15 protein-coding genes are annotated in these 15,254 nt (G+C 67.5%); 2 read left to right on the top strand and 13 right to left on the bottom strand.

All coding sequences use genetic code 11. The annotated features are described in order from the left end of the window. Positions 1-28 precede the first annotated feature (28 nt). Complete coding sequence (locus O6W96_RS02385; protein ID WP_353468070.1) at positions 29-2,164, bottom strand: M3 family metallopeptidase; 2,136 nt, start codon at positions 2,162-2,164, stop codon at positions 29-31. Between the two features lie 144 nt (positions 2,165-2,308). Here O6W96_RS02385 and O6W96_RS02380 point away from each other — a divergent pair, with 144 nt between their 5' ends. Continuing rightward, positions 2,309-2,578 carry a DUF1488 family protein gene (locus O6W96_RS02380; RefSeq protein WP_093397532.1) on the top strand — a complete coding sequence of 90 codons (270 nt, stop codon included), beginning with the start codon at positions 2,309-2,311 and terminating at the stop codon, positions 2,576-2,578. Between the two features lie 82 nt (positions 2,579-2,660). Here O6W96_RS02380 and O6W96_RS02375 read toward each other — a convergent pair whose 3' ends face one another. The 7 genes from O6W96_RS02375 to cbiE form a co-directional block, all read right to left on the bottom strand. Next, the gene (locus tag O6W96_RS02375) at positions 2,661-2,783 is read right to left on the bottom strand and encodes a hypothetical protein (protein ID WP_353468069.1); all 123 of its coding nucleotides are present in this window, start codon (positions 2,781-2,783) and stop codon (positions 2,661-2,663) included. A 102-nt stretch (positions 2,784-2,885) separates the two neighbouring features. Further along, entirely contained in the window at positions 2,886-3,647 is a 762-nt protein-coding gene (gene cobF, locus O6W96_RS02370) for a precorrin-6A synthase (deacetylating) (RefSeq protein WP_353468068.1), read from the bottom strand. Continuing rightward, positions 3,644-4,372 carry a uroporphyrinogen-III C-methyltransferase gene (gene cobA / locus O6W96_RS02365; protein ID WP_353468067.1) on the bottom strand — a complete coding sequence of 243 codons (729 nt, stop codon included), beginning with the start codon at positions 4,370-4,372 and terminating at the stop codon, positions 3,644-3,646. The genes cobF and cobA overlap by 4 nt, the downstream gene beginning before the upstream one ends. Continuing rightward, the gene (locus O6W96_RS02360) at positions 4,369-5,676 is read right to left on the bottom strand and encodes a cobyrinate a,c-diamide synthase (protein ID WP_353468066.1); all 1,308 of its coding nucleotides are present in this window, start codon (positions 5,674-5,676) and stop codon (positions 4,369-4,371) included. The genes cobA and O6W96_RS02360 overlap by 4 nt, the downstream gene beginning before the upstream one ends. Next, positions 5,673-6,458 carry a precorrin-4 C(11)-methyltransferase gene (cobM, locus tag O6W96_RS02355; protein ID WP_353468065.1) on the bottom strand — a complete coding sequence of 262 codons (786 nt, stop codon included), beginning with the start codon at positions 6,456-6,458 and terminating at the stop codon, positions 5,673-5,675. Before cobM ends, O6W96_RS02360 begins: the two co-directional genes overlap by 4 nt. Beyond that, positions 6,455-6,832, bottom strand: a complete 378-nt coding sequence (locus tag O6W96_RS02350) for a cobalamin biosynthesis protein (RefSeq protein WP_353468064.1) — start codon at positions 6,830-6,832, stop codon at positions 6,455-6,457. Before O6W96_RS02350 ends, cobM begins: the two co-directional genes overlap by 4 nt. After that, a complete protein-coding gene (cbiE, locus tag O6W96_RS02345; RefSeq protein ID WP_353468063.1) occupies positions 6,829-8,028 on the bottom strand; it encodes a precorrin-6y C5,15-methyltransferase (decarboxylating) subunit CbiE in 1,200 nt (399 codons plus the stop codon). Before cbiE ends, O6W96_RS02350 begins: the two co-directional genes overlap by 4 nt. On the opposite strand from cbiE, the gene O6W96_RS02340 reads away from it, so the two are divergent. After that, a complete protein-coding gene (locus O6W96_RS02340) occupies positions 8,027-8,776 on the top strand; it encodes a cobalt-precorrin-6A reductase (protein WP_353468062.1) in 750 nt (249 codons plus the stop codon). The genes cbiE and O6W96_RS02340 overlap by 2 nt on opposite strands. Here O6W96_RS02340 and cobJ read toward each other — a convergent pair. Genes cobJ through cobN form a run of 5 tightly spaced genes read right to left on the bottom strand, consistent with a single transcriptional unit; the run spans position 8,752 to position 15,246 of the window. Continuing rightward, positions 8,752-9,501 (bottom strand): precorrin-3B C(17)-methyltransferase, encoded by a 750-nt coding sequence (gene cobJ, locus O6W96_RS02335; protein ID WP_353468061.1) that lies wholly within the window; start codon positions 9,499-9,501, stop codon positions 8,752-8,754. The genes O6W96_RS02340 and cobJ overlap by 25 nt on opposite strands. Then, a complete protein-coding gene (gene cobI, locus O6W96_RS02330) occupies positions 9,498-10,235 on the bottom strand; it encodes a precorrin-2 C(20)-methyltransferase (protein WP_353468060.1) in 738 nt (245 codons plus the stop codon). The genes cobJ and cobI overlap by 4 nt, the downstream gene beginning before the upstream one ends. Next, complete coding sequence (locus O6W96_RS02325) at positions 10,232-10,861, bottom strand: precorrin-8X methylmutase (RefSeq protein ID WP_353468059.1); 630 nt, start codon at positions 10,859-10,861, stop codon at positions 10,232-10,234. Before O6W96_RS02325 ends, cobI begins: the two co-directional genes overlap by 4 nt. Then, on the bottom strand, positions 10,862-12,016 hold the full coding sequence (locus O6W96_RS02320) for a cobalamin biosynthesis protein CobG (protein WP_353468058.1): 1,155 nt from the start codon (positions 12,014-12,016) through the stop codon (positions 10,862-10,864). It abuts the gene before it with no gap. Beyond that, positions 12,013-15,246 (bottom strand): cobaltochelatase subunit CobN, encoded by a 3,234-nt coding sequence (gene cobN / locus O6W96_RS02315; protein WP_353468057.1) that lies wholly within the window; start codon positions 15,244-15,246, stop codon positions 12,013-12,015. Before cobN ends, O6W96_RS02320 begins: the two co-directional genes overlap by 4 nt. Positions 15,247-15,254 lie beyond the last annotated feature (8 nt).

Raw genomic sequence — 15,254 nt, 5'->3', positions numbered from 1 at the left:
CTAAACGACCGCCGCACCGCCTGCCGTCCTACTTGGCGCCCGCCGCCAGGCCGCGGTCTTCGAGCATCGGACCGATATCGGGGTCTTTGCCGTAGAACGCCTTGAACATCGGACCGTAATCCTCGGTATGGCCCTTCGACAGGATCATGTCGCGGAAGCGCTGGCCGTTCGCGCGCGTCAGCCCGCCATGCGCCATGAACCAGGCATACGCGTCGTTATCGAGCATCTGCGTCCACAGATATGCATAGTAGCCGGCCGCATAGCCACCCGCCCAGATGTGCGCGAAATAGCTCGTGCGATAGCGCGGCGGCACGTCCTTCGTGTCGAGGCCCATCGAATTGAGCGCCTTGGTCTCGAACGCGTCGACGTCCTGCGGCCCGGCGGACGCGGGCAGCGAATGCCAGTCCTGGTCGAGCGTCGCCGCCGCCACCAGTTCGCCCAGCTCATACCCCTGGTTGAACTTCGCCGCGCTCTTGATCTTGGTGACGAGCGCCTGCGGCATCACCGCGCCGGTGCGGTAATCCTTGGCATAGTTCGCGAACACCTTGGGATCGAGCGCCCAATGCTCGTTGAACTGCGACGGGAACTCGACCCAGTCGCGCGCGGTGTTGGTGCCCGAGACCAAAGGATAGGTCTGGTTCGCGAACAGGCCGTGCAGCGCATGGCCGAACTCGTGGAACATCGTCGTCACGTCGTCGAACGTGATCAGCGCAGGCTGGCCCGGCGCGGGCTTGGTGAAGTTGCCGACGTTGTAGACGACCGGCTTGGTCTTCAGCAGCTTCGACTGGCCGACGAAGTTCGACATCCACGCGCCGCCAGCCTTGTTGTCGCGCTTCCAGTAGTCGAAATACATCAGGCCGAGTTCGGAGCCGTCCTTGTCATAGACAGTGAAGACGCGAATATCCGGCTGGTAGGTCGGGATGTCGCGGCGTTCCTTGAAGGTGACGCCGTAGAGCTGGTTCGCGGCGAAGAACACGCCATCGGTCAGCACGCGGCTTATCTCGAAATACGGCTTCAGCTCGTTCTGGTCGAGGTCGTACTTGGCTTTGCGCACCTTGTCCGAATAGAAATCCCAGTCGGACGGCGCGAGCGGGAACGAGGCGCCGGTCGCGTTTATGGTCTTCTGCAACTCGGCCGCCTCACGACGCTGTTCCGCGGCGGTCGCGGGGACGAGCTGCGTCATGAAGCCCTTTGCCGCCGCCGGGGTCTTCGCCATCTGGTCGTACAGCGAATAGGCGGCATAGTTCGGATAGCCGAGCAACTGCGCCTTCTGCGCGCGCAATTGCGCGATCTTCTGGATCAGCGCCCGCGTATCGTTGGCATCGCCACGCTGCGACCGGTTCCAGCTTTTGTCGAACAGCGCGGCGCGCGTTGCGCGATCGGAGAGTGAGGCGAGCGCCGGCTGCTGCGTCGTGTTCTGCAGCGACAGGACGTATTTGCCGGGTATCCCCCGCTCTTTCGCGCCCTCGCCAGCGGCTGCGATCTCCGCATCGCTCAACCCGGCGAGCTTGGCCTTGTCGTCGACCACCAGGGCCCCCGCCTTGGTGCCGGCGAGCAGCTTCTGCTGGAAATCGGTCGTCGCGGACGAGATCTGCGTGTTGAGCAACCGCAGCTTGGCCTTGTCGGCATCGTTCAGCTGCGCGCCGGCATGGAGGAAATCGCTGTGATAAATTTCGAGGACCTGCTTCTGCTCGGCATCGAGACCGAGCGAGTCCTTCTTTGCGTAGAGCGCCTGAACGCGGGCGAAGAGTTTCGGGTCGAGATAGATCGCGTCGCCGTGCTGCGCCATCTTTGGCGCCATCGCGCTACGGACCGCGTCGAGCGCGTCGTTGGTGTTCGCCTGCGACACGCCGAAGAACGCCTGGCTCGCGCGGTCGAGCGTGCGGCCCGAGCGCTCCATCGCCTCGATCGTGTTGGCGAAGGTCGGTGCTGCCGGGTTGTTGGCGATCGCCTTCACCTCGGCGATCTGCTCGGCCATCCCCTGCTCAAGCGCGGGCTGGTAATCGGTGTCCTTGATCTGGTCGAAGCGCGGCGCTTGGAACGGCAGCGTGCTGGGAACGGTCAGCGGATTGACGCGTGACGATTTAGTGGGGGTTTGCGCAGAGGCGGCGCTGGCGATGCAGCACAGGAGGGCGGCGGAACGAAGCAGGCTGGAACGCGACATTGGCGACTCACAATGGCAGGAGTGATGCCCCTATCCTTGCCCTGCCTCAGCCCTTGTTACAATCGGTTAGCAAACCACCGGGTTGAGCGCTTGCGCTGTCGCCCGCTCGCAGGCAGTAGGCGGTCAAACCCCAGGAGTTCCGACATGGCAAATACCCTCGAAATCGATCAGGCAAGCGTCGTCGACAACGACATCCAGAAGCAGATCGAATTTTCCGGCGAGTTCGACGGCGACGAGTATGAGTTCGCGGTCAAGTACGCGGTTCTGAAGGAGCTCAGCGGCGACGAGCCCGAGGACGACGGCATCGAACTGTTCAACCGCTTCAACGACGATATCGTCGATGCATGCCTCGCCGCAATCGAGCGCAAGCCCAACGCGACGACGATCATCGTCGACGAAGACGACCTCGAATAATGCGATAGCGCCGGCGTGGATGGCGGCTGCGCTTCGGCGTCGTCATCCACCCTGGTTTGCCAGCGACGAACTGGCGCGCGCGTCAGTCTCCGGACACGAATCGGCGTATGCGCGTCGAGTAGCGACTGCCGACGAGCAGCGTTACCCCGAACAGCATCGATGCTCCCCATATCGCCGCAAAGGCGATGATGACGATATTCAGCATGGTCGGACTCCGACGTTGTTTCGATCGGGGCGACTAGGCCGTGCAATGCGGATATTGGCTGAACGGGACGGCAATCCTGTGTTCAGGTTGAGCTGAACTGTTCTACCCGCTCTGGGGATCGCGGCGCAGCAGATAGATATCCATGATCCAGCCATGCCGCTCACGAAGAGCGGCGCGCGTCCGGACGATCTGGGTCGCGACCACGTCCAGAGGGCCGGCGATCAGCGCCTGATGATCCATGCCCAGATACGCACCCCACCAGATCGTAACACCGGCGGTGTCGAGCGTCTGGAACGCGCAATCGCCGTCGAGCATCACGGCGACCGTATCGATATCGGCCGGCCACTCCCCTGCCCTCAGTCTCCGGCCGGTCGTCACGAGAACCGGCGCGCCGACGGTGTTCAGCGGTATGGCGTGCGCAGCGGTCAGCACCTGCAGGCTGGTGATGCCGGGTTCGACGGTGACGGTCATCGTCATGCCGTCCGCACGGAGCCGATCGGCGATCCGGAGCGTGCTGTCGTACAGCGACGGGTCACCCCATACGAGCAGCGCGAGACGGCCGCCGTTCGGCAAATGCTCGGTGATCTGGGCGTTCCAGGCCGCTGCGATGGCGTAATGCCATTGATCGACCCCGCGCAGATAGGGCGCGGTCGTGTCCCGTACGGGAAGATCGAACTCGGCAACGCGCGTGCCACCGGTCAGGACGTCGGCGCAGATCGTGCGACGCAGGTCGATCAGGTCGGACTTTGCATCGCCCTTGCGCGGCAGGAGGATCAGGTCGGCCGCGTTCATCGCGGCGATCGCGGCACGGGTGAGATGATCGGGATTGCCGGTGCCGATGCCGATGAGGTGAAGGTCGATCATGCCTCGACCTCGGGGTCCATCAGCGGCCCGTAGAGGATCAGTGCGGGTCTGTTCGAAAAGCCTGCCTCCAGTTGGACCGCGAGGTCTGCGATCGTCGAGCGGGTCAGCAACTGATCGGGATGCCCGACATTTTCGGCGATCAGCGCCGGCGTATCCGGCGAAAGGCCGTGCTCGACCAGCGACCGGACCAGCGCCGGGAACGTGCGCTTGGGCATGAACACCACCGTCGTCGCGTCGGGATCGGCGAGCGCGGCCATGTTGCGCTGTTCGGGCAGGTCGCCTGTGACGTCGTGACCGGTGACGAACTGGACGCGGCGCGCGCTGAGCCGGCGGGTGAGCGGGATCTGCGCGGCGGCGGCTGCAGCGCTGGCGGCGCTGATGCCGGGAATGATCTCGAACGCGATGCCGGCTGCCCGTAGCGCCACGACCTCCTCCTCGAGGCGGCCGAACATGCCCGGATCGCCGGACTTCAGGCGGACGATGCGTTTGCCGGTTTGGGCGTAGTCTACCAGCAACTGCGAGACGTGGGCCTGGCTAGGCGACGGACGGCCGGCGCGCTTGCCGACCGCGACGAGGTCCGCGCCGGCCCTTGCATGGCCGAGCACCGCCGACGACAGGTCGTCGAACAGCACGGCGTCTGCCGCCTGCAACCGCGCCACCGCCTTCAACGTCAGGAGTTCGGGATCGCCGGGACCGGAGCCGACGAACGAGACGAAACCGGTCATGCGTTGGCGGCGATCATGTGGAAGAAACTGCCGGAAACTTGCCCGCGATACGAGCCGGTTTCCGGGACGGCAGCGCCTTCGGCATCCGTGACGTCGGCGAGACACGCGTCGGGTTGATCGAGGATCGTCGAGTAATGGAACTCGTGACCGGTAAGCGCAGCGCCGGCCACGACGCCGCCCATCGGGGCGAGCAACGTCGCACGGCGATAGCCGAGATGCATCTTCCGCTGGGCATAGCTGGTGACGAGGCCGAGCAGCCCCGCCATCCGGTGGCGAACGCCGTCCGCATCGATCAATGCCTCGCCCAACGCCATATAGCCCCCGCACTCGCCGTGGACCGGGCGGCTCTGCGCGAAAGCGCGCAAGCCCGCCTGGAAGTTTCGCGCGCCGGCGAGCTTGCCTGCGTGCAGCTCGGGATAACCGCCGGGGAGCCAGACGAGGTCGGCATCGGCGGCCGGGGGCTGATCGGCAAGCGGAGAGAAGGGCAGGATTTCAGCACCGGCCCGACGCCACCCTTCGAGGACGTGCGCATAGGTGAACGAGAACGCGGCATCCTGCGCGAGCGCAATGCGCTGTGCCGGGGGCCGTATCCAGCTGGGCATGCTGGCGGACCTGGCGACGGCGCTCGCGGCGTCGCGGAGCGCGGGGATATCGACATGCGCGCGCAGGAAGTCCGCATATTCGGCGATCCGCGCGTCGAGATCGGGATGCTCGACAGCCTGTACCAGGCCAAGATGACGTTCGGGCAGCTTCAGGTCCCCGCGACGGGGCAACGCACCAAACACACGGATCCCGACCGCGTCCATGCCGCTCCGCGCGAGGCGTTCGTGGCGCGGGCTGGCGACCCGGTTCAGGATCACGCCGGCGATCCGCACGCTGGGGTCGTAGCGGCTGAACCCGAGTGCGGTGGCGGCGGCGGACTGGGCCTGCCCGGACACGTCGATCACCAGCACGACCGGCCAGCCCATCCGGCGAGCGATGTCGGCGCTGGCGCCGTTCCCGGTCGCGCCCGGCTTCGCAACGCCGTCGAACAGACCCATCGAGCCTTCCGCGAGCGCGAAATCCGCATCGTCGGCTTTGGCGGCCAACGTGTCGAGAATCGCAGCGGGCATCGACCAGCTGTCGAGGTTGAACGACGCGCGACCGCTGGCGGCACGGTGGAAGGCGGGGTCGATATAGTCAGGGCCGCTCTTGAACGGTTGCACCGCGAGGCCGTCGTCCCGAAGCGCGCGGAGCAGGCCGAGCATGACAGTGGTCTTGCCGGTACCCGACGCAGGAGCCGCCACGAGAAGACCGGGGGTCATGCCACGTCTCCCGCGTACTTCGAGTCCGCCGATTGTGGGCGGAAGCGACGGTCATAGCCTTGCGCGTAGAGGCTGCTTTCCGCGAAATCCTGCGCGGCAAGGGCCTGGCCGACTAGGATCAAGGCGGTGCGATCGGGTTTGCCCGCTACAGCATCGGCGATCGTCGCGAGCGTGGCGCAGACGATCTGCTGGTCGGGCCAGCTCGCGCGCCAGACGATCGCAACCGGGCAGTCGGCACCATAGAACGGCGTGAGGTCCGCGATCACCTGCGGGAGATTGTGCACCGACAGATGGATCGCGAGCGTCGCGCCGGTCGCAGCGAACGCGGTCAGCGTCTCGGCGGGCGGCATCGTGCTTGCGCGACCCGGCGTACGCGTGAGTATCACCGACTGCGCGAGTTCGGGCAGCGTCAGTTCGACCTCCAGCGCCGCGGCGGCGGCGGCGAAGGCGGGTACGCCTGGCGTAATCGTGAACGGAATGTCGCACGCGCGCAGGCGGCGGAGTTGCTCGCCCATCGCCGACCAGATCGACAGATCGCCGGAATGAAGGCGCGCGACGTCCTGCCCGGCATCGTGTGCGGTCTGGATCTCGGCGATGATCGCATCGAGCGACAAGGGTGCGGTGTTGACGATCCTCGCACCGGGCGGACAGTGATCGAGCATCGCTGCGGGGATCAGCGACCCCGCATAGAGGCAGACCGGCGACCCGGCGATCCGGTCGCGGCCACGCAAGGTCAGCAGATCCGGCGCACCGGGTCCTGCGCCGATGAAGTGGACGGTCATATGGCAGGTCCTTGAGCGTCCGATTGCGCAATGGCACAGGTGGCCATGCGGTCGGGCGAGATGTGGCGGGTGGTAAGAAGCTTTGCTCCGGAACCGGCTGCCGCGAGAGCCGAGGCCTCGGCGACGCTGCCGGTTTGGCGCGATCCTAGACTGGCGATCGACTGTGTCGGCGTTTGCGGAATCTGCAACGCGTCCGGCGATACGGCGATCACGCGCAAACCCAGCGTCTTTGCCAGGTCCGATACGAGGGCCAGCTTGTCGTGCGGTGCTGCCAGTGCCGTTACAGGGGGATGTCCGTGCTGCGCCCCGGCGAGCGCGGTGCTTAGCGCAACGATGTCCGCGCCGGTGCGGAATCCGAAGCCGGCGACGATCACAGCGTTACGCTCCACTGTACGACGGGATAGCTCGCTCGCCAGCCGCGACGCGTGCCGAGCGGGACGGCGTCGGACAGGTCTATCCTCATGAGCACGCCGCCTTTCGATGCGTGCCAGCTGGCCAGAAGCGCTTCGGATTCCAGCGTCACCGCGTTGGCAACGAGGCGGGTGCCGGCCGGTAGTGTTTGCCAAAGCGCGTCCAGCATCACTTGCGACAGTCCTCCGCCGATGAACACGGCGGCCGGCGCCGGTTGGCGTTCAAGCGCGGCGGGCGCGCGCCCTTCGACGACCTGCATGCGGTCGACACCCAGGGCGGCGGCGTTGCTGCGGATGCGGTCGGCGCGGACCGGATCGGCTTCGAACGCGATCGCTGTGTTGGAGGGATGCGTAAGCAGCCACTCGATCCCGATCGAGCCCGACCCCGCGCCGACGTCCCACAGCGTCTCGCCGGGTTTCGGCGCGAGCGCGGAAAGGGTCAGTGCGCGGACCGGGCGTTTGGTGATCTGCCCATCATGCTCGAACCACGCGTCGGGCAAGCCGCAGCTACGCGGTACCACCATGCCATCTCCGGCAAAGGCGATGCCGATGGCGACGGGGTGAACGATGTCGTCGAAGGCGAGCGCCGACGCGCGTGCTTCGCGAACGCGTTCGCGCGGACCGCCCAGTGCCTCGAGGATGTGGATATGGGACGAGCCGAAGCCCAGTGCCTCCAGATACCTGGCCAGTTTCGTCACGGCTTCGCCATCACGGACCAGAACGAGGGCACGACGGCCTGGTGCGATGTGCGGACGGAGACGTGCCAGCGGCGCGGCGTGCAGACCGAGGCAGGCAGTATCCTCAAGCGGCCAGCCAAGACGCGCGGCGGCCAAACCGAACGTTGAGGGCCCGGGGTGGGCGACCCACTCGGTCGATGCGAGGTGGCGCGTGATCGAGGTGCCTGCGCCGAACCAGAACGGATCGCCGGACACGAGCATCGCTACCCGGCGGCCGCGCTGGTCCAGAAGGCGAGGAATGCCCGCCTCGAACGGGACTGGCCAGGGCATGACCTCGCTCTTAAGGTCCGGCAGGAGCGCAAGGTGGCGGGTTGCGCCGGTCACCAGGTCCGCCTCGGCAAGTGCTGCCGTCGCGGACGCGAACAGGCCGGCTTCGCCGTTTTCGCCCAACCCGATGATCGTCAGCCAGGGAATGTCAGCCATGTCGAACATCCTGGTGCTGGGCGGCACGACCGAGGCCAGCGCGCTGGCTGCATCGCTGGCCGAGCGCAAGGAAGCGGCCGTGTTGAGTTACGCCGGACGCGTGGCGAACCCCAGAGCGCAGCCGATCCCGGTGCGGATCGGTGGCTTCGGCGGCATCGACGGGCTGGCGGAATATCTGCGGTATAACGGCGTAACCCATCTGATCGACGCGACGCATCCGTTCGCCTCGCGGATGAGCGCGAACGCGGTCGTCGCCGCAGCGCGCGCGGGCGTGGCGCACATCGCCTTGACGCGTCCCGCCTGGGTAGCAGTCGAGGGTGACCGCTGGACCCGCGTGCCCGATATCGAGGCGGCTGTCGCGGCCTTGAGCGGACCTGCGCGGCGCGTGATGCTGGCGCTGGGGCGGATGCATGTCGATGCGTTCGGAGCGCAGCCGCAGCATGAGTATCTGTTGCGGTTCGTCGATGCACCCGAGCATGTGCCGGGGTTGCCGCGGCATCATCTGGTGGTCGATCGCGGGCCGTTCGATGTCGAGGGCGACCTGGCGTTGATGGATACGCGTCGTATCGAAATGGTGGTCTGCAAGAACGCCGGCGGCTCCGGCGCCCAGGCGAAGCTGCATGCCGCGCGCATACTCAGGCTGCCCGTGATCATGATCGAGCGGCCGGTCCTCCCGGCGCGACTGGAGGCGCACAGGGTGGAGGACGTGCTCGGCTGGCTCGCTCATCGTGCCGACCGGGGTGTGTAGAGGATCGGTCCGGCCGCGCGGTCGATGACCCGAGTCAGGCTGGAACCGACGATGATCATCGTCCGCATGTCGGCCATGTCCGCGCGGGCTTCGGAAAGCGGGACGATGCGAAGGGTTTCCTCGGGGGTCGAGACGGCGCGGGCGAACAGCACCGAGCGATCATCGCCGCAGGTGTCGCAGAGGATCTCGAAGATGCGGATCAGGGCGTCGGGGCGCGCCTTCGAGCGGGGATTGTAGAAGGCGATTGCGAAATCCGCCTCCGCGGCAAGGCGTACGCGGCGTTCGATCAGCGGCCAGGGTTTGAGATTGTCCGACAGGTTGATCGCGCAGAAATCATGGCCCAGCGGCGCGCCGGCCCGCGCGCTCGCGGCGAGCATCGCGGTGATGCCGGGCAGGACGCGGATGTCGAGATCGCGCCATTCGAGCGGGCCTGCTTCGAGCGCCTCGAACACGGCCGCCGCCATCGCGAACACGCCAGGATCGCCAGACGAGACTACCACGACGCGGTGGCCTTGCGCAGCCAGCTGGAGTGCGTGCGTGGCGCGGTCGAGTTCGACGCGGTTGTCGGTCGGGTGCAGCGTCAGGCCTTCACGCGGCGCAACCCGCGCGACGTAGGGAATGTAGCCGATCACATCGGTTGCGTCGGCGAGTGCGGCGGTGACTTCCGGCGTCACGAGCGCTTCGCTGCCGGGGCCAAGCCCGGCGATGGCGAGCCACCCGGTCACGGGCGACGTCCTTGCCCGTGGATCAGCAGGATCGCAAAATAGGGCGTGACGGCGTTCGCTTCGGATAGCCGCGTGACGCGCTGGTCGGCCATCGCGGCGTATTCGACGAGCCACGCCTCGCTCTCGCGGCCGGCGGCGGCGACCGCGCGGCGGAGCTTGTCGAGGTGGCGGCCGATCTTCATCACGACCAGCGCGTCGGTGTCGCGGATACGACGAACCAGGTCCTCCTCGGGAAGCGTACCCATCAGGACCGTCAGCACGTCGTCGCCCCAGGTGATCGGCGCGCCGCTGGCGGTCCAGGCGCCGGACATGCCGGTGATGCCCGGGACGACCTGCACGGGGGCAATGGTCTGGAGGCGGGTATAGAGGTGCATGAACGAGCCGTAGAAGAACGGGTCGCCTTCGCAGAGGACCACGACGTCTTCGCCCGCGCGGGCCAGCGCCGCCAAATGATCGATGCAGCCTTCATAGAACATCGACAGGCAGTCGTTGTAACGGGGGTCGGAGACGGAAATTTCGGTGGTGACGGGATATTCCATCGGAAATTCGATCACGTCGGCCCGGAGCATGCCCTCGACGATCTTCCGCGCCTGACCCGGCCGGCCGGCCTTGCGGAAATACGCGACATGGCGCGCGCCGCGGACGAGGCGATCGGAGCGAACGCTCATCAGGTCCTGCGCGCCAGGGCCGAGGCCGACGCCGTGGATCGTTCCGCCAGTTCGCGCGAAGGTCATTCGGTGCCGCTCGCGAGCGCGTTGATCGCGGCGACGGTGATCGCGCTGCCGCCCATCCGGCCTTCGACGACGACGCAGGGCACCGGCTGGTCGGCCCATAGCGCCGCCTTCGATTCGACCGCGCCGACGAAGCCGACCGGGCAGCCGATGATCGCGGCGGGACGCGGGCAATCGGGATCCTCGAGCATATTGAGCAGGTGGAACAGCGCGGTCGGCGCGTTGCCGATCGCGACGACGGCGCCAGCGAGATGCGGGCGCCACAGTTCGAGAGCGGCGGCGGATCGGGTGTTGCCCATCGTACGGGCCAGGTCTGGCGTCTCTGGCGCGTGGAGCGTGCAGACGATGCGGTTGTCCGCAGGCAGCCTGGCACGCGTGATGCCTTCGGTGACCATGCGTGCATCGCAAAGGATCGGAGCGCCGGCTCGCAGCGCGCGACGCGCCTCGACGGCGAAGGTCGGCGAGAAACGGATGTGCTGCGCGAGGCCGACCAGTCCGGCGGCATGGATCATGCGGACGGCGACCGGTTCTTGGTCGGACGAAAAGCGGTCAAGATCGGCTTCGGCGCGGATCATCGCGAAGGATTGGCGGTAGATCGCCGCACCGTCGGTCTCATAGGCGTACGGCATTCAGGCTGCTCCAAAATGGGCAAGAATCTGCGCGGCGTCGAGGCCGGCGCTGGAAGGCGATGCGCCGGCGCGCGCATCGAAGGCGAGGTCGTAGCGGCCTTCGCGACCGGTCAGCGTGACAGCGGCCGGCGCGGCTCGGGCGCATCCTTTGCCGCATCCCGAAACATGCAGGCTGCCCGCGACATATGGCGCGAGGCGACGCGCAAGAGTCCGCGTTTCGATCGTCGCTTGCGGGCAAGCCGGTGCGCCGACGCAGGCGTCTGCGCGGAGCAACGGCGAGGATGGGTCGGCTATGAAGTCGGCCTCGGGCAGACTGGCGAGCGGCGTGTCCGCTTCGCAGATCACGATATGCCACGGAGTCAGGCGGATCGCTTCGACGGCAGTTTCACCATCGACCAGGCGGATCAGCGCGGTCGCTGCAACGCGACCGAATGGCAGGCCTAGCGCAATGCCGAATGGGTGTTCGCCGACTTTAAGCCGTTGCGCGGATACCGCTGGAAGCGTTGTCGCGGCGGCCCACTCGGGAAGCGACGCGTCGTGACGTGCCATACGGCCGCTCGCTGCACCGCCGCTTTCGCCGAACCAGTGGGCGAGCGCGATCACATGGTCGGTCTCGGTGCCCCGCACCAGCGGGGTGCCGCGGTGTCGGCCGTCTGCGCGGAGGATCAATTGACCCGTTGCGGCGCGTTCGATGCGGAAATCGGCAGGAGCGTCCCGAAGTGTCGGCGCGACGCCAGCGTCGATTGCGAAGCCGACCTTGCCCGGAAGGCTTGGCAGTTCGGAAAGGCGCGCGCGCAATTCTTCGGCGATCAGGTGGGTAGCATCCCCTGCCCGCCATTCCGGCGCAACGAGGATGTTGGCGCGCCCCTCTAGCGTTGGGTCGGGGTCGATCAGGCCGAGGTCGAGCAGCGCGTCGATCAGCGGGCGCCAGCTGTCCTCGCGGACGCCGCGGATCTGCAGATTGGCGCGCGTGGTGGTGTCGAGCTGGCCATTACCGAACCGCGCCGACGCCTCGCATAAACCGAGGATATGGGTCCGTGTCAGGCGGCCTAGCGGGGGGCGGACGCGCACCAGCAGGCCGTCGCCGGCCATCATCGGGCGCCACGCGTCGGGACACCAGCCCTTGACGACGCCATTGGTGACAGGCGCGCTCATGCCGGCAGGTCCAGAGCGGCTAGGATCGAGTTGCGGCGGGTCGGCCAGAGGTCGGCGGCGTGGAGCGCTGCGAAGCGCGCCCGCATTGCGGCGAGCGCGCCGGGGTTGGCTTCGGCAAGGAAGGCCTGGACCTCGTCGCGGCCCAGTGTCGCGTCGTAATAAAGGTCTATCAGCTCGGGGCGGACCACGCTGGCGAGATGCGCGAAGGCACCGAGGTGGTCGAGCGTGGAGGCGATCTCGGCACCGCCGCGGAAGCCGTGGCGCATCATGCCGTCGACCCAGGCCGGATTTGCGGCGCGGGCGTGGACGACGCGGGCGATCTCCTCGTCGAGCGAGCGGGCCTTGGCTCGCGTCGGGTCTCGCGCGTCGAGATGGTAGAGCGTGGCGCTGCCCCCCGCGACCGACTGCGCGGCGGCGAACCCCGCTTCGTGCGCGGCATAATCTGCGGCGAGGAGCAGGTCGGTTTCGGGCAAGTCCTGAACATGGACGAAGGCATCGGCGGCGGCGACACGGTCGCGGATGCCGCTGGGGTCGAAGCTGTCTTTACCGTCGTCAAGGGCATGGCTGGAGGCGGACAACCAAGCTTGCCCCGCGCTCAGCCGGGCCGCCAGCGTGTAGGTTTCGGCGGCGTCGCCGATGCTCAGGCCGTAGCGGCCGGGTTCGGGGCCGTAGACGCGCGCCGTGACAGGCTTGCCGACGAACGGGTTCCAGTCCTGCGGTTCGTCGCGCGAGGCCAGGGCGCGGACGGCTTGTCCGAACATCGAGCAGAGCGTTGGAAAGGCGTCGCGAAACAGGCCGGAGACACGCAGCGTGACGTCGATGCGGGGACGGTCGAAATGGGCGAGCGGGAGTATTTCGATGCCGGTCACGCGGTCCGATTGCATGTCCCAGACGGGTTCCGCGCCGAGCAGATGGAGCGCCATCGCGAACTCCTCGCCGGCGGTTCGCATCGTCGCAGACGCCCATAGATCGACCACTAGGTTGCGGGGGTAGTCGCCATGATCCTGTAGGTGGCGTCGGACGAGTTCGTCGGCGAGCTTCACGCCTTGGGTGTGGGCGGCGCGCGACGGGACCGCGCGTGGATCGGTGGTGTAGAGGTTGCGGCCGGTCGGGAGGACGTCGGCGCGCCCTCGCCACGGCGATCCCGACGGACCGGCTGGGACGCGTTGGCCTCGAAGCGCGGACAAGAGCCCTGCGCGCTCCGCGGCGCCGTGCTCGCCGCGCCCGTAGATGTGAAGGCCATCACCGTATTGGCTTTCCTTCACGTCGCAGACGAACGTGTCGATGCGCGTGATCGCTTCCGATTGGGATTGTGCGTCGTCGAGGCCCAGCGTGGCCGCCAAGCCGGTGGCGGTGGCTTCGTCGCGGATGTCGCGTTGCAGCCGGTTTCGGCGCGCCGGGTCGAGGCCGTCGGCGTTGGAGAATTCGTCGAGCAGCGCTTCGAGGCGGCCAAGGCCGGCGCCGGTCCGCGTGCGCTCCAGCGGCGGCGGGACGTGACCGAGCGTGACCGCACCGATGCGGCGTTTGGCTTGCGCCGCTTCGCCGGGATCGTTGACGATGAACGGGTAGATGACGGGCATCGCGCCGGTGAGCGCTTCGGGCCAGCAGGCATCGGACAGCGCGACCGACTTGCCGGGGAGCCATTCGAGCGTACCGTGCGCGCCGACATGGACCAGCGCAGCGGTGCCGCGCGCGCGGAGCCACAGATAGAACGCGACATAGGCGTGGCAGGGGCAGCGCGAGAGGTCATGATATTCTTCTGCGCGGACCTCGCTTCGGCCGCGTTCGGGTTGCAGCGCGACGAGCGCGCCGCCGTGATCGATCGCGGTGAAGGTGAAGTCTTCGGTCGGGTCGCCCCAGCTATCCTGAAGGTCCTTGCGGAGGATTTCGGGAAGACGCTCCAGCGCCTTGAGATAGTCGGCGAGCGGCCAGTGCATCCGGGACGTGACGAGGTCGATCGCTTGAGGCAAAATCGCGTAGCCAGCGTCCGTGAGGTCGGCGAGGATGGCGTCCGTCGAAGCCAGCGCGTCGAGACCGACTGCGTGCGCCATCTGGTACGCCTTGCCCGGGTAGGTCGAGAGGACGATCGCAACGCGGTGCTCGGCGACGGGCTTGCTGGCGAGCGTCGTCCAGGCTTCGATCCGTGCGGCGATGGCAGCGATGCGAGCGGGGTCGGCGCGGTGTTCAAGGCGCGTGTATTCGAGGTCGCTGTCACGGGCGGCGGTGTCCTTGAAGCTGGCGACGCCGGCGAAGAGGCGACCGTCCACTTCGGGGAGGACGACGTGCATGGCGAGGTCGGCGGGCGATAGGCCCCGAGTTGCGCCCACCCACGCTGCACGGTCGGAGGTGGCGAGTGCGATCTGGAAGACGGGGACGTTGGCGCCGTCTAGCGGCGTCGTGTCGGCTGCGCCGCGCGCGGAGAAGGCTGTCGCGTTGACGATCGCGGCGGGCTTCAGCGCCTCGACCCAGCGGGTCAGCCAGCCGGCTGCGTCGGGGGCTTTGAGCGAGGGCGCGAACAGGCCGATGACGTCGAAGCCTCGTGCGGTCAGTTCGGCGTGCAGGGCTTCGATCGGGTGGACGTCCGCGGCGGTCAGGTAGGAGCGGTAGAAGACGATCACTATGCGAGGGCGGTGCGCGTTGAGCGCGAACGCAGCGGGGCACGTCACGCCGTCCTGCGGTTGCCAGCCGCCGACATCGGCGATTGCGCGAACGCCGGTTACGGGACCAGCGTAACAGCCAGCAGCCAGCGCGAACTGGGCCAGTGTCGCATGAGCCGCAACCGCGCCGCCGGTGTCGCAGAGATGCGCCAGGCGGCGCAGCGTCGAGAGCGGGATCGTCGACGCGGCATCGAGGCGCGTGTCGATGCGACCGTCCGCCGCAAGGACGGCCACCGCGATCCCCTTCTGACGCGCGAGATTTTCGACCTGTTGTAGGCCGTAGCTCCAGTAGGACCGCCCGCCGATCAGCCGGATCAGGATGCCCTTCGCGCCCGCCAGCGTCTGCTCGACATAGGTGTCGACCGAGAGCGGGTGCTGGAGCGCGGTCAGGTTGGCGAGGCGTAGCGAGGGCAATCGGCTTCCAGCCGCATCCGCACGTCTCCAGCCCGCGGCGAATGCGCCGAGGTCGCCGTCGGAGAAGGACAGGACGACGAGGTCCGCGGGCGATTGGGCGAGGTCCTGTGGGACCGCGCTTTCCTCCAGCCCGTGGGTCTCGCGGAAGACGACGTGCATCGTGCGCC

It is taken from the genome of Sphingomonas faeni (assembly GCF_040407495.1).
Taxonomy (GTDB): Bacteria; Pseudomonadota; Alphaproteobacteria; order Sphingomonadales; family Sphingomonadaceae; genus Sphingomonas; species Sphingomonas faeni_D.
This window is presented reverse-complemented; position numbering and strand designations above follow the sequence as displayed.